Genomic DNA, 21,600 nt, shown 5'->3' with positions numbered 1-21,600 from the left:
GGGGTCTGCCGGGTCCTGGTTGGGGCCGGTCAGCGGGCCGTGGCGGTGGCCAGCTTGATGCCGAACCCGACGAAGACCGCACCGATCCCCGTGGCGGCCACGGCCGACAACCGCCGCCTACGGCGGAACTGCCCGGCGAGGAACTGGCCCCCGAAGATCAGGCCGCTCAGGTAGAGGAAGCTGAACACCTGCAGGATCGCGCCGAGGATCAGGAACGACACGGCCGGGTGGGCGTACCCCGGGTCGACGAACTGGATGAAGAACGACACCACGAAGAGGATTGCCTTCGGGTTGAGCAGGCTGACCACGAGAGCCCGCCGGAACGGTTTCCGCATTCCCGCACCTATCGCATCCCCGCTGGCAGGGCCCGCATAGCCTGCCTCGCCTCGATCCCTGCCCGCGATGCCCGCGCCGCCCCGGTCTGCGCCCGCGCCGCTCCGGTTGGTGCCCGCGCCGCTCCGGTTGGTGCCCGCGCCGCTCCGGTTGGTGCCCGTGCCGCTCCGGTCCGTGCCGCTCCGGTTGGTGCCCGTGCCGCTCCGGTTGGTGCCCGTGCCGCTCCGGTCCGTGCCTGCGCCGTTCTCGCCGCCTCGGTCCATTGCCACGATGCCTGCGCTGCCGTGATCCGTGACCTCGCCGCCGCGCGAGCGCCATTTCCGCCAGGCGCCGCGGATGATTCCGAACCCGACCCAGGCCAGGTACGCGCCGCCGGCGTACTTCACCACCATGAAGATCGGCGGGTAGGTCCGCAGCAACGACGCGACGCCCGCGGCCGCGAGCACCATGAGCACCGCGTCACCGAGGAAGACGCCGCCGGCTGCCCTGTACCCCGCACGGACTCCACGCTGCGCGGCGACGGAGAGCACGAAGATGGAGTTGGGGCCGGGGAGCAGCACGATCGCCACGGTCCCGAGCACGTACGTCCAGAAGTCGGTGATACCCAGCACGGCCCCCATCCTGATGCGGAGGGATCCGACCGGCGAGGGGCCGTCGGGACAAGAACATGTGGCCTTGCCCACGACCGGAGCTGCACGGCGCCCGTGCATGCCGCAAGCCCGGTGTTGTCCACCGCCGCCGTCCGGCTTGCTCGGCTGTCATCCCGACGCCAGCCGCTCGCGCAACGCATCGCGTACTCCCGGCCACTCGTCGGCCGTGACCGCGAAGACGACCGTGTCGCGCCACGTGCCGTCCGGGCGTAGGCGGTGGTGCCGGAGCACCCCGTCGCGGCTGGCGCCCAGCCGTGCGATCGCCCGCTGGGAGCGCTCGTTGCGGATGTCGGTGTACCAGAACACGCGCTCAGCTTGGAGCACCTCGAACGCCCGCTCGAGCAGCAGCAGTTTGGCTTCCGTGTTGACGCCCGTACGCCACCAGCGCCGTCCGAGCATGGTGTGGCCGATGCCGAGGGCGCGGCCCGCCGGGTCGATGTCGTGGTAGCTCGTCGTACCCATGACTTCGCCGGTGGCCGGGTCGCACTGGGCCCACGCCACCCGTTCGCCGAGCCATTGTTGCCGTGCGGCGGTGTGCACGATGCCGGCCATCTGCTCGCGTGTCTGCGGCCGGGGAACGGTCAGGAACCGCCACACCTCGTCGTCGCCCAGCGCGGTGAGCAACCCGTCCACGTGCGAGGGTGCGAGTGGTTCCAGCGCGACGTGCTTGCCTCGCAGCGGCGCCGCCTCGTGCCACGGAGAGACCGGCCGTGGCAGATACGCCGGGGTTGCCGCCGCCACTCCGGCATCCGGCTCGGGTGGGCCCGCGACGCGGCGTAGCGGCAGGACGCCCGCCCAGTGCGGCAACGGCAGATCCTCGCTCTCCTCCGCCACTCCGCCTGCTCTGGCGCGTACGGAAACCTCCTCCAACGGCAGGGACAGGACGACGGTGGTGGCCAGCTCGCGGGCCGTCGGCGGACGGCTGTCGGCCGACCGGCCGGCGCCCAGCTTCTCCACCAAGGCCGTCATGGCGGCTCTCTTCTCCGCTTCGTCGGTAACCGGCCGGGCCGTCCCGTGCACCACGACGGAGCGGTAGTTCGCGCTGTGGTGGAACTGCGAACGCGCATAGATGAGGCCGTCGAGCAGCGTCACGGAGACGGCTACGGGCACGCCGCCGTCGCGCGCTGACAGGCCGAGTCTTCCGCCGGTCGAACCATGTATGTACAACATCTCGCCGACCCGGACGTGCAGCGTGGGCAGGACGCGCGGCTCGCCGTCGACCACGAACGCGACCGCGCAGTCGTACCCCTCGTCCAGGATGGCCTGGGCCGTCTCGCGGTCGTAGAGCATGCGGCCACGATCGCGGGTGGCCGTGGTGCGAGCGGTGGGCTGGTAGACGGCGGTCACGAGCGCCTCCTTGCCAAGATCTTTGTTCTAGTACATAATCTATGATGTGCCAGGACAATATCAGGTCGAGGGCTCGTCGGCAGCCTCGATTTCCGCGAGCATCGAGGCGGGCGTCCGCAGCGGCGCCTGGGCCTCGGGTGATGTGCTGCCGCCCATCCGCGTGCTCGCCGATCAGCTGGGCGTCAGTCCCGCCACGGTCTCGAAGGCCTACGACGAGCTGCGCAGGCGTGGAATCGTGGAGACGTCCGGCCGGCGCGGCACCCGGGTCCGCGCCCGTCCGCCGGTGGCTGGGCCGCGAGCCTCGCTGCGCCTGCCCGTGCCGCCGGGTGCGCTCGATCTTTCCTCCGGAGACCCCGACGTCCGGCTGCTTCCCGCTCTGGGGCCGCATCTCCGAGCCGTCGCCGAGCAGATCGGTGCCCCTTCCGGATATGCGGCGGCCGGGCCGTTGCCTGACTTGATCGAGACGGCACGGCTGCGGTTCGAGGCTGACGGCGTACCGATGGACGGCGCGTCGATCGCCGTCACCAACGGCGCGCTGGACGCGATCGAACGGCTTCTCACGACACACCTCCGCCCCGGCGACGCGGTGGTCGTCGAGGACCCGGGCTGGGCCAACCTCCTCGACCTCGTCGCCGCGCTGGGGCTCAAGGCCGTACCGGTGCCGATGGACGACGAGGGTCCGCTGCCGGATCGGATGCGCGCCGCAGTGACGACCGGGGCACGAGCTGTCGTCATCACGACCCGCGCGCAGAATCCGACCGGCGCGGCCGTCAGCGCGCGCCGCGCCCGGGAGCTGCGCGCGGCGCTGTCCTACGGGCGGGCTCTGCTGCTCATCGAGGATGACCATGCGGCAGAGCTGGCCGGTGTGCCGCTGCACACTCTGAGCGGTTCCACCGCCTTCTGGGCGTTCATCCGCTCCGCGTCCAAACCGTACGGTCCGGATCTGCGCACGGCCGTGATGGCGGGCGGCGAGGCGACGATCGCGCGAGTGGTGGGCCGCATGCGCACGGGTGCCGGCTGGGTGTCCACCCTGCAGCAGCGGCTCCTGCTGCAGCTCTGGCAGGACGGGGCAGTGGCGGCCGCGATAGCTGAGGCCGGCCGGAGCTATGACCGTCGCCGCGACGCTCTGCGCACCGCGCTCACGGCGCGCGGCGTCAAGGCCTACGGTGCGACAGGCATCAATCTTTGGGTACGCACTGACGACGAGACCCGCCTGGTCACGGCGCTCCGCGATGCGGGGTACGCGGTGGCGCCGGGATCGCTCTTCTGCATCGACGAGCCCGCGGGCGTACGCATCACCATCAGTGCCCTGGACGACGCCGCCGTGGAACCCCTCGCCGAGGCCGTGGCTGCGGCGGCCCACTCGCCCGGCGTGACCATCATCGGGAGGTGACGGACATGCCCTGCTCCATCCCGTTCAGGTGACACCGCTGAGCGTGGAGTGCGTGCGAAGGGGTAGAAACTGTGGCATGCCCAGGACCGAGGCGCCCATCGGCGCGCAGCACTTCGTTCCGCCGGACGCGCACGAACTCGACCAGCTCAAGGCCGCTGCGGCGCATTGCGAAGGCTGCGAGCTCTACCAGAACGCCACCCAGACCGTTTTCGGCCGCGGCGCCGCCCACGCCCGCGTGGTGTTCGTCGGGGAGCAGCCGGGTGACGTCGAGGATCAGCAGGGTTTGCCCTTCGTCGGCCCTGCCGGCCGGCTGCTGCGCGAGGCGGTGGACGATGCCGGCATCGATCCCGGCGACCTGTGGATCACAAACGCGGTGAAGCATTTTCGTTTCGAGCTGCGCGGCAAGCGACGCATTCACCAAAGCCCGGGGCCGGCGCATATCACCGCCTGCCGCCCCTGGCTGGTGGCCGAGTTCGCGCTGCTCAAGCCCGAGCTCGTGGTGGTGCTCGGGGCGACCGCGGCCAAGGCGCTGCTGGGACCCTCGTTCCGCGTCACCCGCTCGCGGGGGCAGCTCATGCCGTGGCCGGCATCCGCACAGCACCCCGAGGACTTCCCGGTGGCGGAGATCCAGGCGCTCGCCACGATCCATCCGTCCGCCGTGCTGCGGGCCGACGACCGCGACGCCGCGTACCGGAGCCTGGTCGAGGACCTGAAGGTCGGCGCGGCGGCGCTGGCTTGATCCGCGGGCGCCGCCCGGGCCGCGAGTAGGCTTGCCGGGTGCGGTTGACGGATTTCTGGCAGCGTCTCGAGCAGGCCTTCGGTGCCGCGTACGCGCGCAGCTTCGCCGCCGATCACGCTTTCTCCGGCCTCGGTGGACGGACGATCAACGAAGCAATCGCTCAGGGTGTCGATACGGCTACGGTGTGGCGCGCTGTGGTGGCCGCGTACCCCGATCGGGTGCCTGCGCGGCTGCGCTGACCGTTTTTTCGTACGTTTGTTCTGGCGTGTCGCTCGATCGTCGTACACCTGTTCGGCTATTGTCCTCAGCGGTGTGGTCATCCACAGCTCCGGGCCGGGCGGCGGTTTTTGTCAGACCCACCGTCTAGCGTGACCCGCGTGGTGAACAGAAGCTCATCGGCGAAGACGCCTGCGAAGTCGAATACAGGGGTGGCGGACATGGTGGCAGGACCTGATCGGGACAAGGCGCTCGATCTCGCGCTGGCGCAGATCGACAAGCAGTTCGGCAAGGGCTCGGTGATGCGGCTGGGGGAGCGGCCGGTCGTGCAGACCGCCGTCATCCCGACCGGCTCCATCGCCCTGGACGTGGCGCTCGGCGTCGGCGGCCTGCCGCGCGGCCGCGTCATCGAGGTGTACGGGCCGGAGTCCAGCGGTAAGACCACGGTGGCCCTGCACGCGGTCGCCAACGCGCAGCGCGCCGGCGGCATCGCGGCCTTCATCGACGCCGAGCACGCGCTCGACCCGGAGTATGCCCGTGCCCTCGGCGTCGACACGGACGCCCTGCTGGTGTCCCAGCCGGACACCGGCGAGCAGGCGCTCGAGATCGCGGACATGCTGATCCGCTCGGGCGCGCTCGACATCATCGTCATCGACTCTGTCGCCGCCCTCGTGCCCCGCGCCGAGATCGAGGGTGAGATGGGCGACAGCCATGTCGGTCTCCAGGCCCGTCTCATGAGCCAGGCGCTGCGGAAGATCACCGGTGTGCTGAACAACTCCGGCACGACCGCCATCTTCATCAACCAGCTCCGCGAGAAGATCGGCGTCATGTTCGGCTCGCCCGAGACGACGACCGGTGGCCGCGCCCTGAAGTTCTACGCGTCCGTGCGTCTCGACGTGCGCCGCATCGAGGCCCTCAAGGACGGCACCGACGTGGTCGGTAACCGCACCCGCGTCAAGGTCGTCAAGAACAAGGTCGCGGCGCCGTTCAAGCAGGCCGAGTTCGACATCATGTACGGCAAGGGCATCTCCCGCGAGGGCTCGCTGATCGACGTCGGCGTCGAGCAGAGCATCATCCGCAAGTCCGGCGCCTGGTACACGTACGACGGCGACCAGCTGGGCCAGGGCAAGGAGAAGGCCCGCGAGTTCCTCAAGGAGAACCCGGACGTCGCCGCCGAGATCGAGAAGAAGATCCTCGAGAAGCTCGGCGTCGGCCAGACCAGCGGCGACGCCGCCGGCGGCCCGGAGCTCCCGCCGGTCGACTTCTGACCCGAACCGCCACCCAGGCCGCTCGTTCCGCAGCGGCCTGGCGGCGGAGCGCACCTCCGGTAGGCCAATCGCCACGCCGCGCCGACGCCCCACATCGTCGGCGCGGCACCACCGGCGTCACTCCGACGCGGCGTCGCGCGGGCGGCGCTGGTGGCGTGCCGGTGCGGGGCATGCTGGCGCGGCGCTGGTACCGGCGGCGTCTCGGCGCGATGTTGTGCTGACGCGGCGCTGGCCTCGGAGCGTCTTGGCGGTGTCGTGCTCGCGTGGGCGGGTGCTGGTAGTGGCGGCGTGTCGGCATCCGTTGGGAAGGTGCCGGGCGCACAAGGCAGGGCGTCCGGCCGTGGCGTCGCTGACCAAGCTGGTGGACATGGTGCCGCAGCAGGGTGACGGTTCGTTGCCGCAGGCAAGGCGGCGGCTGGATCAGTCCGCAGGCTGTGCCTCGCCTCGCGATCCGCGCCTCGTGCCTCTTGCGCGGGCCGCAACCCCCTGCCAGATCCGGCCACTGCGATCAGCGTGGGGCGTCACCCGTCCGGTCTCGCCCGTGACGGATTGCTTGAGGAGGCGGTGAGTGATGGTCGGACGACGAGGTGCCCGGTCCGGGCGCGGGTGGGATGCGCTTCCTCCTCGCCCGCCGGACGATGACGACCGTTCGTCCCGCGGTGGCCGTCGTCGAGTCGGTGCCCGCGGCGGCTCCAGCAGCCCGCAGGCTGACTCTGCCGACGCTTCGGGCCGCCGCGGCGGCTCTACGGATCGGCCGGCCGAGCCGCCCCGGCCGGAGTCCGAAGTGGCCCGCGAAATCTGTCTGCGGCAGCTCGCCGTGCGGCCACGTACCCGGGCCGAGCTCGCCAAAGTTCTGGCGCGTAAGGAGATCTCCGAAGAGGTGATCGCCGAGGTGCTCGATCGTTACGACGAGGTCGGCATCATCGACGACGCCGCGTTCGCCCGCGCCTGGGTCACCAGCCGTCATCAGGGCCGCGGCCTGGCGCGCCGGGCGCTGGCCAATGAGCTCCGTCAGCGCGGCGTCGATGCGGAGGTCGCCACCGAGGCCCTCGAGACGCTGGACGAGGACGAGGAGGCTGCCACCGCCCGCGCGCTGGTGGACCGGAAGCTGCGTACGGCGACCGGCACACCCGACCAGATGTTCCGTCGCCTCGTCGGCATGCTCGCCCGCAAGGGCTACCCGGCCGGCGTCGCCATCCGTGCGGTGAAGGACGCCCTGGCAGCCCGGGATGCCGAGGCGGCGGAGTTCGCCGACCACATCGATGCCGAAGCCATGGCGGATCAGGAGAACGAGAGCCTGTCCTGATGACGCGACATCCCCGTACGTGACCCGTCTCCCGGTGCCGGGCTGTTTACAGGCACCAGGCTGTCCACCGGCGTGTCCGGCCTTCCGCAACGCCTGAATGCTCGGCGTGGCAAGCAGGTGGCTTCGGCTGGCTTCCGGTCGGGTTGCGCTGCTTCCCGACGGCGGCCAGATTCCATTTCGGACGCCGCTGCTCCCGCCCCCTTCAGCGCGTGAGAACACCAGCGCACGATGCACAAGGAAATCGGGACAGCGGGTCGACCGACGCCCGCCTCACCAGGTGCCGACAGCGTCGTGTGGAACTCCCGCGTGGCTGCCTGGGAAGAGGATGTGACCTTGTCGTCGCGCTCCGTCCAGGCGTCGTGCGATATCCCGGTCCAGCTGGTATCAGCGATTCGAACGGTGAGGCGCGAGCGGGTGCCGGCAATCGGTGACCGTTCACTGATCAGGACCGGTCGCGCGGGGAAGCTGGCGCTAAGAAAGTACGCCAGAAACATCACATCGCGTCGTCTTCGCCCTTCCCGTACGCGTATTGATGCACGGTGATTGTCCGTCTTCCCCCATATTGTCAATGGTGGATGGAAAAGCCGGGGGGTGAACCGGTAATCTGCTCGTCCGGACTGTGTTGATCATTGTCCACTGAAGACGGACGAGTCTGAAGTACGGGGAGGAACATGCGTACCAACCAGCTCGCACGCCATCGCGGTGTGCGCGCCGTAGCGCGGCTGGGATTCATAGTCGGTGCTGTGGGTGTGGCCGCCCTTGCGGGTGCCTCTGCCGCCACCGCGTCCACGACTCACGTCACCACCCGCGGTGTCGTCGTGCTCACCGAGCCCGCGGCCTCGGACGAGGGCTCCACCACGAAGGCCGCCGGTGACGAGACGCCGGGCGACGACAACCCGGGCGACCCCGACAACGGAGGCGGCGGGGGCGGTGACACGCCAGGCGGTGGTGACACGCCGGGTGGGGGTGACGGTGACAACCCTGGCGGTGGTGATAACCCGGGTGGTGGTGATAACCCGGGTGGGGGCGATAACCCGGGTGGGGGCGATAACCCGGGTGGGGGCGACAACCCGGGTGGCGGTGACAACCCGGGTGGGGGCGACAACCCGGGTGGCGGTGACAACCCGGGTGGCGGTGACAACCCGGGTGGCGGTGACAACCCGGGTGGCGGTGACAACCCCGGCGGTGGTGACAACCCCGGTGGGGGCGATCCAGGCGGGGAGGATCCGGGCGGTAGCCCCAGCAACCCCGGCGACCCCTCCGGTGAGGGTGGCGGCACGGGCAGCGACAACGGCGGCAGCGACAACGGCTCCGACAGCGGTTCGGACGGCAACGGCTCGGGCGGCAACGGCTCGGGCAACGGCGGTACGAACAACGCGGGCGGCACCGGCGGCAGCTCCGACGCCGGCGGCCTTCCGGTCACCGGCGCCAACGTCGTCACCATCGCGGGCGTCGGTGCGGCCATCGCCGCGGGTGGCGTCGGGCTCATCCTCGTCACGCGGCGTCGCCGTCCAGAAGAGGCGGATGCCTGAGGTAGGCGTCGGAGCCCTGAAGAGGTCGATGCTTGAGCTAGGCGTCGCCGCTCGGATGGGCGAGTAGCAGCAGGCAGTGGCGGGGAAGGTCCTGGAAGGGATCGACCCCGCCATTGCTCTGTCAGAACCGCAGCTTTGCGGTCCGGTCACGGCTTGCGGTCCGGTCCCGGCTTGCGGTCCGGTCACGGCTTGCGGTCCGGTCATGGCTTGCGGTCCGGTCATGGCTTTGCGGCTCGGCCGCGGCCTTGCGGCCCGGCCGCGGGTCCGCCGAGGGCCGCGAACCCGTACAGAGGCCAGGATCCGCAGGGGAGGGGACGCAGATCCCTCACCAACGGCGCAAGTCGGCACATCCCAGCGATCGCCACTACGACCCGAAACCGCACCCACGGCGGTAGCTCGGATCACAGCCCTCCGGCCTGCGTGTGCATTCTCTCCGGTGGATCTCCGGGGACCGCGGCGATAGCGCCGTACTGGTAATCTGCAGCGTCGTGACAGACGACTCCCACGGTGCTCAGCGCGGTGGCGTACCCGTCCCGGAGGACGCCGGTGCGACCGCTTCGGCCGCGCCGAGCAGCGGCGTCGTCGGCCATCCGGGGCCCGTGGTCCCACCGCAGGCCCACGGTCATGATCCGGACGCGACCGTCCGATACTCGACCGCCTCCGGCCACGCTCCAGGAGCCCCAACCCAGCCCGCCGCCGGGCTGCCGGCCCAGCCCGCCGCTGGGCTGCCGGCCCAGCCCGCCGGGCTGCCGGCCCAGCCCGCCTCCGGGCTGCCGGTCCAAGCGCCGGAAATGCCGATCCTGACAAACGGCGAGCCAGCACCCGGCCCGGTGTCCGGCGGCGCGACCGCCCCATCTGCCACCCCAGCACCCCTCGCCGGCTACAACCCGCAAACCCCCCAGTACGGCCCCTTCCACACCTCGCCTCACCCGACCTCGGGCGGCACCCCCTGGACCGCCGCGCCCACCTCCGACGCGGGCCCCACGTCATCGCCGCCCAACTGGTCGGCCGCGAACCCCACCTCAGGGGCCACAGCCCCGATCTCCGGCCCCGGAAACCCGGTCTCCGCCCCCGGCAGCCCGATCTCGGGAGCCCCCATCCCCCCGAGCGGCACCGACGAATACGGCCTGCCCACGTCCGGGGGCAACCACTTCGGTGGCACGGGCTACGGCGCAAACCGCTTCGGCGGCAGCACCGGCTCCCCCGCCGACCCCTACAGCCAGAGCGCCGCCCCTGCCGACCCCTACAGCCAGGGCGCCGCCCCTGCCGGCCCCTTCAGCCGTAGCCCCGCTCCCGCCGACCCCTACAGCCAAGGCTCCTCCGACGCCGACCGTTTCGGCTTCGACGTCGCGCCGAGCTACAGCGGTCCGCGGATCGAGCCCACCCCGAAGCAGCCCAAGAGCCGCATCATCATCCCCGCCCTCGCCGGTCTGGTCGCCGGACTGCTGATCTTCGGTACGGCGGGCTGGTTCGCCGGCCGTGCCACCGCCCCCGGCCCGGGTCCGGCCGCCACCACGGTCGCGGGTCCGGCCCCGAGTGCGAGCGCCACCCAGGGCGTGTACGAGCAGAACCAGGTGACGATCAATCAGCCGAAGTTCGCCGGCTCGCTGGGTACTGTCGCGCAGGGCTGGCTGCCGCACCTGTCCGGGTGCTCGCGCAACGGCGACAAGGGTGGTCCGAAGCTCACCAAGGGCGAGAAGGCCCGGGTGCGCTGCGAGATGGACGCGATGAGCGTGATCTTCGTGGAGTACGCGACGACCGCCGACCGGGACAAGGCCCGGGTGACCACGCTCGGTCAGAACGTCGACGCGCGTACGCTGACCCCGGGCGTGGGCGCTGCCGTCGAGCGGGCCACCCCGTCGGGGCGCACGACCGGCAACTACGTCGAGTACGCGTACAAGGTCTCCGGCCGTACCGTGGCAGGGATCTGGTGGGATGACACCGAGACACCCGTCGCCGCGTACGTCCTCGCGTACTGGAAGGAAGGCGTGGGGGAGAAGTGGGAGCCGATGCGCGACATCTGGGCCCGCTACGCCTGAATTGCCCACCAACGTACGTGAGCTGGGCGTGTGTGGGTCTGTGCCTAACGTCCCATCCCCTGCCGAATCATGAGTCCTTGACCGAAGCGGCTCTCGCGACCTAGCCTCGCGTTACACGAGGTTTGCTCGACCATCGAAGGCTAATCGCACAACATAGATCGCATTACTTTTCGGCATCACTTCCGGCTCGGAGGGGCGCCCGGCGGACTCCACCGCCGGCAGCGGACCACCGAACCGGACGCCACCAACGGGCCGGCGGCCGGTCACCACCCGGCGGATCCGCCCGGCGCACCGCAACCAGCGGCCCTGCGCCGTGGCGACCGTCAGCCCGGCCGACGGTCCCGGGGCCGGCCGACGCAGGTCCGACGCGGGACCGGAACGAGGCCGGTGGACGGCCGGGTTCCGCACGGTGCCGGGCCACCGGGTGCCGCAGGGCGTCGGCCACGGGCACAGCACCGGGCCGGCGGCACAGCACCGGGGCTCGGCGACCGGTAGGCGCCGGGCCCGGACGGAGAGTGGGGACGACAGCCGGACGATTCGCCCGCTGACCGCGCGGGCGGGACGGACACACAGCGGTCGGTCGTCGGCGGCGACCCACCTGGCCCTCGGGCCGCGTGCGGGCGTCCGTGCCGACGGTCGATGGCACCTGCGGTCGGTTCCGCGCCTGGCGTGCGGGACAGCGAGAGCCTTTGGTCGGGCATCCCTTACCCGTGCTTCGCGCAGGACACAGACCGACCCGCAACCCCTGCGGCGCGGCGAAGGGAGATAGGGCGAGATGACGGCCCTGGTGTGGGTGCTCGTAGTGGCGATCGTCGTTCTCGCCGCCTTCGTGGTGGCCGGTCTGGTCCTCGGCGCGCGGGCCCTGCGCCGCCTCCAGGAGAGCCGGGCGGCCGATCAGGAGAGCCGCGAGCAGACGTTGCACGCCGCGAAAGCCAAGGTCGACGACGCGAACGCGAAGGCTGCGTCCGTACGCGCGGAAGTCGCCGCCGCCAAGGCCGAGGCCACCGCCGCCCGGGCCGAGGCCCGGCGGGTCCTGGAATCCGCCCACGAGGAAGCCGACACGATCCTCGAGCACGCCCACCGCCAGGCCGAGTCGGACGCCGAGCAGGTCCGTGCCGCCGCCCGGCGTAGCGGCGAACGCGAGGTGGCGCTGCTCAACACCACCGTCAAGGAGCAGGCCGCCGAGGTCGAGCGCCGCGCCGCGCGGATCGACGAGCGGGAGCGCCTGCACGCCGACGAGGTGGAGCGGCTGGTGGAGCGGGAACGCCGGCTGGCGGCCATGGACGCCGACCTGACCGCCCGGGAGGCCGCGCTCAGCACCCGCGAGGGCGAGCTCGCCGAGGCGGAGGACAACCACCGCCGCGAGCTGGAACGCATCGCCGGCCTCACCGCCGACCAGGCCCGGGCCGAGCTCATCGAGGGCCTGGAGGGCCAGGCGAAGCGCGAGGCCGCGATCCTGATCCGCGACATCGAGGCCGACGCCAAGCACACCGCCGACACCCGGGCCCGGCACATCGTGGTCGACGCCATCCAGCGCATCGCCAGCGAGCAGACCGCGGAGAGCGTGGTCAGCGTGCTGCACCTGCCCAGCGACGAGATGAAGGGCCGGATCATCGGCCGCGAGGGCCGCAACATCCGGGCGTTCGAGTCGACCACCGGCGTCAACCTGATCATCGACGACACCCCCGAGGCGGTCCTGCTCTCCTGCTTCGACCCGGTCCGGCGCGAAGTGGGCCGGCTCACGCTCGAGAAACTCGTCCTCGACGGCCGCATCCACCCGCACCGCATCGAGGAGGTGTTCGAGAGCGCCAAGAACGAGGTCGACCGCCTCTGCGAGCGTGCCGCCGAGGATGCCCTGGTCGACGTCGGCATCACCGACATCCACCCCGAACTGGCGACGCTGCTCGGCCGGCTGCGCTACCGCACCAGCTATGGGCAGAACGTGCTCAAGCACCTCGTGGAAACCGCGCACATCGGCGGCATCATGGCCGCCGAGCTGGGGCTGGACGTGCCGACGATCAAGCGAAGCGCCTTCCTGCACGACATCGGCAAGGCGCTCACCCACGAGGTCGAGGGCAGCCACGCGCTCATCGGTGCCGACCTGGCTCGCAAGTACGGCGAGTCCGACGACGTGGTCCACGCGATCGAAGCCCACCACAACGAGGTCCAGCCGCAAACCGTCGAGGCCGTCCTCACCCAGGCCGCCGACGCCTGCTCCGGCGGCCGCCCGGGCGCGCGCCGCGAAAGCCTCGAGGCGTACGTGAACCGCCTGGAGCGCATCGAGGAGATCGCCGGCGGCAAGCCGGGCGTCGACAAGGTCTTCGCCATGCAGGCGGGCCGCGAGATCCGCGTCATGGTCCGCCCCGAAGACGTCGACGACATCGCCGCCGCCGTGCTCGCCCGCGACGTCGCCAAGCAGATCGAGGAAGAACTCACCTACCCCGGCCAGATCCGCGTCACGGTCGTCCGCGAATCCCGGGTGACGGAGCTGGCCCGCTGATCATCGCGGCGGCAGGCCCGGCGTGTGCCCGATGACCTCGGCGTTCATCGTCGATGGCGGCGCCTGACGGCTATACGACTTCGTCGTCCGCAGACCCTCCCGCGGCGCTCATAGTGAGCAGACGCGCGGCACCTTGGGAGGGGTCATGCCGACCATCATCGAAGCTCTGACGAATCGGGAACAGCAGCTCACCCCCGAGGAGGCTGCGGCGCTCACGAGCCGGCTCGGCGCCGAACTCGACATGTTCGCCCTCGCGAACGACGTCGAACGTGCCACGGAGCGTAACGAGGAAGCGGGCCGTGCCCGGCGCGAGCTCTACCGGGCGTCGTTCGCCGATGCCCGGATCGACACCGAGCAGGTCTTCAACGGCTTCGAGACGATCCGCGACAAGCTCCATACGAGTGTCGCGGAGGGTCTGGAGAAGGCGATCGACGTCAAACGCCTGAACGTACGCCAGCGGGTCACCGACTGGGATCTTCATCTGCCGGCGCCGGAGCCCCCGGATTTCTGGTGGGCGTCGACGCAACCCTTCGACACGGCCGGGCACACGATGTCGTGGGAGGACGACGGCCTGCACATCTTCGGTGGCCCTACTCTGCATGTCTGGAACGGCGACCGGCACGAGACCTTCGGCGCCGTCGCGAACTTCACCATCACCGCCGACCGGTTCCCGCAGGCGCCTCCCGCCTCAGGCTGGTGGCGCTCGCGTCCCTGGGTCGAGCTCTTCGGCGGGATCGTGACGTTCGCGCCGGACTGGGATCTGCTGCAGGGACACGGCATGGCCTCCTGTGTCCTGCGGCTGCGGCACACGGTGTTCCAGCTCGGTTTCGGCCAGCAGGGTCCCGTTCCGGTCGTCCTCGGTGAGGCGGTCAGCGAGCGTACCCTCTCCGACCTGGAGGACACGGGGTATTCGCGCCACAGCGGCATGCCGGGTTGGACACGGCTTCCGGAGGTGCGCTTCCAGCACGCGAGGCGAACGCCGGCCGACACGGTCTTCGCCGAGGTGGAGGTGCGGTTCGACATCCACCTCAAGGCCGCCGGGGCGCTCGTCTGGTGCGACCCCGAGATTCTCCTGCGGAACTTCCAGTGGCCCTTGGAAGCCGCCTAGGCCAACCCCGGCCGAGCCGGCCGGGAGCCGGCCCAGCCAGCCGGACGTCGCCGAGCCAGCCGGGAGCCGGCCCAATCAGCCGGTAGTTGGCCGGCCGAGCCGGAAGCCGGCCGAGCCCGGCAGGGGGCCGGCCGAGCCCGGCAGGGGGCCGGCCGAGCCCGGCAGGCCCTGGCCGGCCCGGCCCAGCCCTCAGCCTTGAGGCTCCACGGCAGCGCCGACCCCGCCGGCCCCCACCGCAGCCGGCTGGCCCCGCCCGGCGCGCGGCGCCCGTCCGCTCCGCCGGGTGCGCCGCTCCAGCACCCCCGCGATGAACGTCAGTGAGGCGTTGAGCACCACATAGATGATCGCCGCCACGATCGCCGCCGCGACCGTGTTGCCGAAGTTGGCGCCGAGCGTGTTGACGCCGAGCTGCAGCAGCTCGGTGTAGCCGATGATGTACCCCAGCGCCGTGTCCTTCACCAGGACCACGAGCTGACTGACGATCACCGGGAGCATGGCGCGGGCGGCCTGCGGGATGAGGATCTCGCGCATGACCTGGTTCTTGCGCATGCCGATCGCGTACGCCGCTTCGCTCTGTCCTCGTGGCACCGCCCGGATGCCGGCGCGGAAGGCCTCGGCCAGCACGGAGCCGTTGTAGAGGGTGAGGCCGATGACGACCGCCCAGAACGGTGGCATGGGTGCTTCGGTGAGGAACGGGACGCCGAAGAAGATGAAGAACATCATCAGCAGCAGCGGTACGGCCCGGAAGAACTCGACCACCATGCCGGAAGGGATGCTCACCCACCGATGGTCGGAGAGCCGGCCCACGGCGAAGATCACGCCGAAGATCAGCGACAGCACCATGGCGACCGCGGCGGCCTTCACCGTCGACCAGAGCCCTGGCAGGATGTAGGCGGTCCACGTGGAGCCTTCGAGGAACGGCCGCCACAGCGGTCCCGCCCACTGACCGTTCTCGTCGAATTTGCTGTAGACCCACCAGAGCAGCGCGAGCAGGGCGAGGCTGAAGACGACCGTGAGGATGCGGTTGCGGATCTTGGCCCGGGGCCCCGGGTGGTCGTAGAGGACTGCGTCGGTGTTGCTGCTCACCGCTTCACCGCCAGGCGGTTGGCCAGCCAGCCGAAGAGGTAGCCGGTGGGGATGAGGACAGCGGCGAAGGTGCCGGCGAAGACGATGAAGATCAACAGCGTGGCGTTCCCGTTCGCATTGATCAGTTCCTTCATGGCGCTCGACGCTTCCATGATGCCGATCGTGCCGACGATCGTGGAGTTCTTCGCCAGCGCGATGAAGATGCTGCCCAGCGGGGCGACCACGGCGCGGCCGGCCTGCGGCAGGACGACGATCCGCAGCGTCTGCAGGAACGACATGCCGATGGCCCGGGCCGCTTCGGCCTGACCGGCGGGCACCGTGTTGATGCCGGACCGGATGGCCTCGCACACGAACGCCGCGGTGTAGACGGACAGGCCGACGACGCCGAGCCAGTAGTTGTTGCGGTCGATGTCGTCGGAGAGCGTCAGACCCAGCGCCGAGTACAGGCCGAAGTAGCAGAAGAAGATGATCAGCGTCAGCGGCGTGTTCCGGAAGATGTTGACCCAGGCCGTACCGAAGCCGCGCAGCACCGGGATGGGTGAGACCCGCATCGCGGCGAGCAGGACGCCGAGCACGAGCGCGCCGACGGTCGCAGCCGCGGTGAGTTTCAGGATCCAGAGGAACCCGGTGACGTACGTGTCGATGTTGGCTGGATCGGAGAAGACGTCCATCGCCCTCGCTTCCTCGCGACGCCGGAAAAACGATCAACAGCCGGGCGGGGCCGGTAAGCACCGGCCCCGCCCGCCCTGCGGCAGCTCAGCTGCAGTTGGTCAGCTTGGTGACGTCCAGCTCGGGGGCCGGGGTGCCGCTCTTGCCGAGCGTGCTGTCCCAGGCGGCCTTGTACGAGCCGTCCGTCGCCGCCGTCTTCAGGATCTCGTTGATCTTGTTGCAGCCCTCGGTGTCGGTCTTCTTGAGGCCGATGCCGTACGGCTCGTCGCTGAACTTCTTGCCGACGACCTTGAACTTGCCGGCGTACTGCTCCTGGGCCGCGTAGCCCGCGAGGATGATGTCGTCGGTCGTCACCGCGTCGACGCTCTTGTTCGACAGGGCCTGCACGCACTTCGAGTACGAGTCGAACTGCTGCAGGTTGACGCCCTTGTAGTCGGTCTGGATCCGCTTGGCCGGCGTGGAACCCGACACCGAGCAGACCTTCTTGCCGACCAGAGCCTCCGGGCCGGTGATCGTGGAGTCCGTCGCCACGAGCAGGTCCTGGCCCGCCACGTAGTACGGGCCGGCGAAGTTGACGACCTTCTTGCGCTCGTCGTTGATCGTGTACGTCGCCACGACCATGTCGACCTGGCCCTGCTGGATGAACGGCTCACGGTTGGACGACACCGTGGTCTTGTACTCGATGCCGGACTCCGGCACGCCGAGACCCTTCGCGACGATCTTCGCGATCTCGATGTCGAAGCCGGTGTAGGTGCCGCCGGTCTGCAGGCCGAGGCCCGGCTGGTCGGCCTTGACGCCGACGACGAGCTTCTTCTGGCTGCTCGCCTTGCCGACGATGCCGCTGCCCGCCCCCGAGCCGCTGTCGTCCCCGCCGCATGCCGCGGCCGCCATCGCCAGGGCGAACGCCCCGGCCACTGCCGTCAATCGGGTGATGCGCATCGTCGCACTCCTCCTGGTGGATGTTTCTACAAAGCGTCCGGAATGGACGGATCAGTGCGTGAGGATCTTGGAGAGGAAGTCCCGGGCCCGCTCGCTCTTCGGGTTGTCGAAGAACTCGGCGGGGGCGGCCTGCTCCACGAGCTGACCGTCGGCCATGAACACGACCCGGTCCGCCGCGTGCCGCGCGAAGCCCATCTCGTGGGTGACCACGACCATGGTCATGCCCTCCTTGGCGAGCGACGTCATGACGTCGAGCACCTCGCCCACCATCTCCGGGTCGAGCGCGCTGGTGGGCTCGTCGAAGAGCAGGGCCTTGGGCTGCATGGCGAGGGCGCGGGCGATGGCGACGCGCTGCTGCTGGCCGCCGGAGAGCTGGGCCGGGTACTTCTCGGCCTGGCTGGCGATGCCGACCCGGTCGAGCAGCTTCATCGCGCGGTCGCGTACGGCGTCGGGCTTCTCACGGCGGACCTTGACCGGACCCAGCATGACGTTCTGCAGGATGGTCTTGTGCGCGAAGAGGTTGAACGACTGGAAGACCATCCCGACCTCGCTGCGCAGCCGGGCGAGGGCCTTGCCCTCCGCCGGCAGCGGGCGGCCGTCGAAGGTGATCGTGCCGGAGTCGATGGGCTCGAGGCGGTTGATCGCCCGGCACAGGGTCGACTTGCCCGAGCCGGACGGTCCGATCACGACGACCACCTCGCCGCGGTCGACGGAGAGGTTGACATCCTGCAGGACGTGCAGCGGGCCGAAGTACTTGTTGACGCCCTCGAGGACGATGAGAGGCTCGCTCGTCGTCACAGTCTGACCACCGTCCCGTCGTCGGGTTCACTCGGACGGAGTCACTCTATGGGCGCGGTTGTATCGGTTCACGCCGAGAATGGTCACGGAGCAGTAACACCGCAGGTCTGCGGGGAGAGGGATGTCCACGATGAGCGGTATGGCAGACGCCGAGCCGGTAGACGGACTCTGGAGCTGGTGCGCCACGGGGGCCGTGGATCCGGCGGTCGTCCGCGCGGCGGTCTCGGGTGCGCTGCAGCGTCCGGTGACAACCGTGGAGGCGGCTTCCGCGGGCGCGGTGCTCTGCGACGTCTGGCATCTCGGCGGTGACTTCCCGACCCAGATCGACTGCTACCTCGCCCCCGGCGAGATCGACGAGGCGACCATCGCGAGCGCCGTCTCGGTCCGGCTCGGCGCCGACGTCCTGCTCCCCGACGACACCCTCAACCCCACCAGGTACGTCCTGGCCGAGCCCGACGGGACGCTGCGGGCCGTGCACGTGGACGTGGCCGAGACCGATGACGGTACGGAGTGCCGTCACGTACGCCCGTGCACGGGTTCGGACCCGGAGTGCGCGGCCGGCCCCGGCTGTTCCCGCTCGCGGTGGCGTCCCGAGCCGAGCCCGGGACGTCCGGCCGCGGCCTGAGCGCTCCGCCGGGATCGGCGCCCCGGGGCACAGGGACTACCCTGGTTGATTGCCATGACTGAGACCTCGCAGAGCGCCGCGCCCCGCACCTACGACGTGCGCACGTACGGCTGCCAGATGAACGTGCACGACAGTGAGCGCATCTCCGGGCTGATGGAGGACGCGGGCTACGTCCGCGCCGCGGAGGCGGACGCGGCCGACGTCGTGGTCTTCAACACCTGCGCGGTGCGGGAGAACGCGGACAACCGCCTCTACGGCAACCTCGGCCACCTGCGCCCCACCAAGCTCAAGAACCCCGGCATGCAGATCGCGGTCGGCGGCTGCCTGGCCCAGAAGGACCGCGGCGACATCGTCAAGCGCGCGCCCTGGGTCGACGTCGTCTTCGGCACGCACAACATCGGCTCGCTGCCGGCGCTGCTCGAGCGCGCCCGGCACAACCAGGAGGCCGAGGTCGAGATCCTCGAGTCGCTCGAGGTGTTCCCCTCGACCCTGCCGACGAAGCGCGAGTCGACGTACGCGGGCTGGGTGTCGATCTCGGTCGGGTGCAACAACACCTGCACGTTCTGCATCGTGCCGTCGCTGCGCGGCAAGGAGAAGGACCGGCGTCCGGGGGAGATCCTCGCCGAGGTGGAGGCGCTGGCGCGCGAGGGCGTGCTCGAGGTGACGCTGCTCGGGCAGAACGTCAACTCGTACGGCGTCGAATTCGGCGACCGACTCGCGTTCGGCAAGCTGCTGCGCGCCTGCGGCGAGATCCCCGGCCTGGAGCGGGTCCGCTTCACCAGCCCGCACCCGAAGGACTTCACCGACGACGTGATCGCCGCGATGGCCGAGACCCCCACGGTCTGCCACTCGCTGCACATGCCGCTGCAGTCCGGTTCCGACCGGGTCCTCAAGGCCATGCGCCGCAGCTACCGCTCGGAGAAGTACCTCGGCATCATCGACAAGGTCCGGGCCGCGATGCCGGACGCCGCGATCACCACGGACATCATCGTGGGCTTCCCGGGCGAGACCGAGGACGACTTCGAGCGGACCCTCGACGTGGTCCGCCAGGCCCGCTTCTCCAGCGCCTTCACGTTCCAGTACTCGAAGCGTCCCGGCACCCCCGCCGCGACGATGGACGAGCAGCTGCCGAAGCAGGTCGTCCAGGAGCGCTACGAGCGGCTCATCGCCACTCTCGAGGACATCACCTGGGCCGAGAACAAGCGGCTCGTGGGGGAGAAGGTGGAGGTCCTGGTCGCGGTCGGCGAGGGCCGCAAGGACGAACGTACGGGCCGGATGAGCGGCCGGGCCCGCGACGGCCGCCTGGTGCACTTCGCCACCGGCGCGACCGCCCCGCGGCCCGGCGACATCGTCGAGACCGTGGTCACGTACGCGGCCCCGCACCACCTCAACGCCGACGGCGAGCCGCTCAGCCACCGCCGCACCCGGGCGGGTGACGCGTGGGAGGCCGGCCGTACCCCGAAGCTGCCCGGCGTCTCGCTGGGCCTGCCCACCGTCGGGGTTCCGGCGCCGCTGCCCGCCTCCACCGGCGGCTGCGCCCTCTGACCAACCCTCAACTGGAGCCGGCGGCGTCCGATGGTCAGACCGTGGTGCTCAAGGGGTACGCCGCCCTGTCTTTCGGTCTGATCGCGGCATATCTGTTCGTCGCGCCGGATCAGCGGGCCGTGCCGTTCCTGCTGGCCAGCCTTGGTGCCATCCCGGCCGCCGCCGTCGCGGTACGGCGCAGCCGGCCCGGCGCCCGGCTGCCGTGGTGGCTGCTGCTGGCGGCGATGGTCATGGTCAACGTGGGCAATGTGCTCTGGGCCGGACGGGTGTACGCCGGCCTCCGTGCGGCCGGCCTGGAGACGGTCCAGTCGCTGTCGTTCACGGCCGGCTACTTCCTGCTGCTCGGCGTGGTCGTGGTCGTCATCGTCCGGCAGGCCGGACGGGATCCCGGCGGCATCATCGACTCGGCGATCACCGCCCTGGCCCTCGGCGGCCTGCTCTGGGACATCGTCTTCCTGCCCCGCCATCAGGCGATGGGCACGCCGCTGGCGCAGCAGGCGTTCCTGTTCATCGACGTCTTCGTCATGCTCGGCATCCTCGGGGCGCTGCTGCGCATCCAGCTGGTGGCCGTACGCCGCATGGGCGCCGTGCGCTGGCTGACCGCCGGTCTGGCCGCCTGCCTGCTCGCCAACGTGGCGGTGGTGCTGACCACCGACCCGGCGACGGGCGCCGTGCCCGACTGGACGAATGTGCCGTTCCTCGTGGCGTACGTCTGCACCGGCTGCGCCGCCCTGCACCACTCGGCGGCCGCGATGACCGAGCCGGGTCCGGCACGGCAGGACGATCTGAGCGCCGGGCGGCTCACGTTCCTCGGCGTGATGCTGGCGCTCGTGCCCGTCGTCGGCGGCGGCCGGGTGATCCTCGGCATGCCCGCCGACGGCGCCCTGATCGCGCTGGGTTCCGTGATCCTCGTACCACTGGTCATGCTGCGCGTGGCGTGGCTCGCGGCGCAACGCCGCCGCGCTGAGCAGGATCTGCTGCGGCTGGCGACCGCCGATGTGCTCACCGGCCTGCCGAACCGTGCCGCCTGCCTGGACCGGCTGTCCGCGGATCTCGCCGCGGGCGGTCCGCAGCCCGGCGTGGCGGTCCTCTTCTGCGACCTGGACGGCTTCAAGCCGGTCAACGACCGGCTCGGTCACGCGGCCGGCGACGAACTGCTGGTCGCCGTGGCGCAGCGGTTGCGCGGCTGCGTCCGGGAGGCCGACCTGGTCAGCCGGTTCGGCGGCGACGAGTTCGTCGTCGTCTGCCGCGACCACGACCCGCGCGGCGCGGTGGACGCCGTGTGCGCCCGCATCCGTGACATGGTCCGGGAACCCATCCCCGTCGCCGGGCAGGAGGTCCGCATCGGGGTGAGCGCCGGCGGCGCCTTCGCGGGCCCGGGAACCACGACCGACGACCTCATCCGCCGCGCCGACCTCGCGATGTACGAGGCCAAACGCTCCAAGTCCGTCGGCGCGCTCAGCCTCGCCCTGGCCTGAACGGGCCGCTCCGTGAGCGCTGCGCCGCA

The 21,600-nt window shown here is 70.7% G+C and carries 18 protein-coding genes; 12 read left to right on the top strand and 6 right to left on the bottom strand.

Annotated elements, in window-relative coordinates:
* Window positions 1–29 precede the first annotated feature (29 nt).
* Both AB0K03_RS05090 and AB0K03_RS05085 read right to left on the bottom strand, forming a co-directional pair.
* Window positions 30–953, bottom strand: a complete 924-nt coding sequence (locus tag AB0K03_RS05090) for a leucine efflux protein (RefSeq protein WP_364680754.1) — start codon at window positions 951–953, stop codon at window positions 30–32.
* 138 nt (window positions 954–1,091) lie between these two features.
* Window positions 1,092–2,330 (bottom strand): bifunctional pyridoxamine 5'-phosphate oxidase family protein/GNAT family N-acetyltransferase, encoded by a 1,239-nt coding sequence (locus AB0K03_RS05085; RefSeq protein ID WP_364680614.1) that lies wholly within the window; start codon window positions 2,328–2,330, stop codon window positions 1,092–1,094.
* 46 nt (window positions 2,331–2,376) lie between these two features.
* On the opposite strand from AB0K03_RS05085, the gene AB0K03_RS05080 reads away from it, so the two are divergent.
* The 9 genes from AB0K03_RS05080 to AB0K03_RS05040 all read left to right on the top strand — a co-directional run bounded on the left by AB0K03_RS05080 (window position 2,377) and on the right by AB0K03_RS05040 (window position 14,431).
* Window positions 2,377–3,723 (top strand): aminotransferase class I/II-fold pyridoxal phosphate-dependent enzyme, encoded by a 1,347-nt coding sequence (locus AB0K03_RS05080; protein WP_364680611.1) that lies wholly within the window; start codon window positions 2,377–2,379, stop codon window positions 3,721–3,723.
* 76 nt (window positions 3,724–3,799) lie between these two features.
* On the top strand, window positions 3,800–4,462 hold the full coding sequence (locus AB0K03_RS05075) for a UdgX family uracil-DNA binding protein (RefSeq protein ID WP_364680609.1): 663 nt from the start codon (window positions 3,800–3,802) through the stop codon (window positions 4,460–4,462).
* A gap of 38 nt (window positions 4,463–4,500) precedes the next feature.
* Window positions 4,501–4,701: a DUF3046 domain-containing protein gene (locus tag AB0K03_RS05070; protein ID WP_249611559.1), complete on the top strand. Its 201-nt coding sequence runs from the start codon at window positions 4,501–4,503 to the stop codon at window positions 4,699–4,701.
* A gap of 198 nt (window positions 4,702–4,899) precedes the next feature.
* Window positions 4,900–5,946, top strand: a complete 1,047-nt coding sequence (gene recA, locus AB0K03_RS05065; RefSeq protein WP_364680606.1) for a recombinase RecA — start codon at window positions 4,900–4,902, stop codon at window positions 5,944–5,946.
* A gap of 571 nt (window positions 5,947–6,517) precedes the next feature.
* Window positions 6,518–7,252: a regulatory protein RecX gene (locus AB0K03_RS05060; protein ID WP_364680603.1), complete on the top strand. Its 735-nt coding sequence runs from the start codon at window positions 6,518–6,520 to the stop codon at window positions 7,250–7,252.
* A gap of 743 nt (window positions 7,253–7,995) precedes the next feature.
* On the top strand, window positions 7,996–8,784 hold the full coding sequence (locus AB0K03_RS05055; RefSeq protein WP_364680600.1) for a hypothetical protein: 789 nt from the start codon (window positions 7,996–7,998) through the stop codon (window positions 8,782–8,784).
* Window positions 8,785–9,272: 488 nt separating this feature from the next.
* A complete protein-coding gene (locus tag AB0K03_RS05050; RefSeq protein WP_364680597.1) occupies window positions 9,273–10,823 on the top strand; it encodes a hypothetical protein in 1,551 nt (516 codons plus the stop codon).
* Window positions 10,824–11,598: 775 nt separating this feature from the next.
* Entirely contained in the window at window positions 11,599–13,323 is a 1,725-nt protein-coding gene (gene rny / locus AB0K03_RS05045) for a ribonuclease Y (RefSeq protein ID WP_364680595.1), read from the top strand.
* A gap of 145 nt (window positions 13,324–13,468) precedes the next feature.
* Window positions 13,469–14,431, top strand: coding sequence for a hypothetical protein (locus AB0K03_RS05040; protein ID WP_364680592.1), 963 nt, complete (start codon window positions 13,469–13,471; stop codon window positions 14,429–14,431).
* Window positions 14,432–14,620: 189 nt separating this feature from the next.
* On the opposite strand, the gene AB0K03_RS05035 is transcribed toward AB0K03_RS05040, so the two are convergent.
* The 4 genes from AB0K03_RS05035 to AB0K03_RS05020 all read right to left on the bottom strand — a co-directional run bounded on the left by AB0K03_RS05035 (window position 14,621) and on the right by AB0K03_RS05020 (window position 17,923).
* A complete protein-coding gene (locus AB0K03_RS05035) occupies window positions 14,621–15,517 on the bottom strand; it encodes an amino acid ABC transporter permease (RefSeq protein ID WP_364680589.1) in 897 nt (298 codons plus the stop codon).
* Window positions 15,514–16,188, bottom strand: coding sequence for an amino acid ABC transporter permease (locus AB0K03_RS05030; protein WP_364680586.1), 675 nt, complete (start codon window positions 16,186–16,188; stop codon window positions 15,514–15,516). The genes AB0K03_RS05035 and AB0K03_RS05030 overlap by 4 nt, the downstream gene beginning before the upstream one ends.
* A gap of 85 nt (window positions 16,189–16,273) precedes the next feature.
* A complete protein-coding gene (locus tag AB0K03_RS05025) occupies window positions 16,274–17,125 on the bottom strand; it encodes a glutamate ABC transporter substrate-binding protein (RefSeq protein ID WP_364680583.1) in 852 nt (283 codons plus the stop codon).
* 51 nt (window positions 17,126–17,176) lie between these two features.
* On the bottom strand, window positions 17,177–17,923 hold the full coding sequence (locus tag AB0K03_RS05020) for an amino acid ABC transporter ATP-binding protein (RefSeq protein ID WP_364680580.1): 747 nt from the start codon (window positions 17,921–17,923) through the stop codon (window positions 17,177–17,179).
* A 130-nt stretch (window positions 17,924–18,053) separates the two neighbouring features.
* On the opposite strand from AB0K03_RS05020, the gene AB0K03_RS05015 reads away from it, so the two are divergent.
* The 3 genes from AB0K03_RS05015 to AB0K03_RS05005 are packed head-to-tail and all read left to right on the top strand — an operon-like array spanning window position 18,054 to window position 21,571.
* Complete coding sequence (locus tag AB0K03_RS05015; RefSeq protein WP_364680578.1) at window positions 18,054–18,548, top strand: hypothetical protein; 495 nt, start codon at window positions 18,054–18,056, stop codon at window positions 18,546–18,548.
* Window positions 18,549–18,596: 48 nt separating this feature from the next.
* The gene (miaB, locus tag AB0K03_RS05010; RefSeq protein ID WP_364680751.1) at window positions 18,597–20,093 is read left to right on the top strand and encodes a tRNA (N6-isopentenyl adenosine(37)-C2)-methylthiotransferase MiaB; all 1,497 of its coding nucleotides are present in this window, start codon (window positions 18,597–18,599) and stop codon (window positions 20,091–20,093) included.
* Between the two features lie 41 nt (window positions 20,094–20,134).
* Entirely contained in the window at window positions 20,135–21,571 is a 1,437-nt protein-coding gene (locus tag AB0K03_RS05005) for a GGDEF domain-containing protein (protein WP_364680575.1), read from the top strand.
* Window positions 21,572–21,600 lie beyond the last annotated feature (29 nt).

Origin of the sequence: Actinoplanes sp. NPDC049316, assembly GCF_040677315.1 — a bacterium.
Taxonomy (GTDB): domain Bacteria; phylum Actinomycetota; class Actinomycetes; order Mycobacteriales; family Micromonosporaceae; genus Actinoplanes.
The sequence above is the reverse complement of the archived record's forward strand: the minus strand, read 5'-3'. Positions and strand labels throughout refer to the sequence as shown.

Bases quoted from the DNA above. Each gene is read 5' to 3' on its own strand.
- AB0K03_RS05090 (WP_364680754.1), bottom strand. From the start codon at position 953: ATGGGGGCCGTGCTGGGTATCACCGACTTCTGGACGTACGTGCTCGGG.
- AB0K03_RS05075 (WP_364680609.1), top strand. From the start codon at position 3,800: ATGCCCAGGACCGAGGCGCCCATCGGCGCGCAGCACTTCGTTCCGCCG.
- recA (WP_364680606.1), top strand. From the start codon at position 4,900: ATGGTGGCAGGACCTGATCGGGACAAGGCGCTCGATCTCGCGCTGGCG.
- AB0K03_RS05060 (WP_364680603.1), top strand. From the start codon at position 6,518: ATGGTCGGACGACGAGGTGCCCGGTCCGGGCGCGGGTGGGATGCGCTT.
- rny (WP_364680595.1), top strand. From the start codon at position 11,599: ATGACGGCCCTGGTGTGGGTGCTCGTAGTGGCGATCGTCGTTCTCGCC.
- AB0K03_RS05040 (WP_364680592.1), top strand. From the start codon at position 13,469: ATGCCGACCATCATCGAAGCTCTGACGAATCGGGAACAGCAGCTCACC.
- AB0K03_RS05030 (WP_364680586.1), bottom strand. From the start codon at position 16,188: ATGGACGTCTTCTCCGATCCAGCCAACATCGACACGTACGTCACCGGG.
- AB0K03_RS05025 (WP_364680583.1), bottom strand. From the start codon at position 17,125: ATGCGCATCACCCGATTGACGGCAGTGGCCGGGGCGTTCGCCCTGGCG.
- AB0K03_RS05015 (WP_364680578.1), top strand. From the start codon at position 18,054: ATGAGCGGTATGGCAGACGCCGAGCCGGTAGACGGACTCTGGAGCTGG.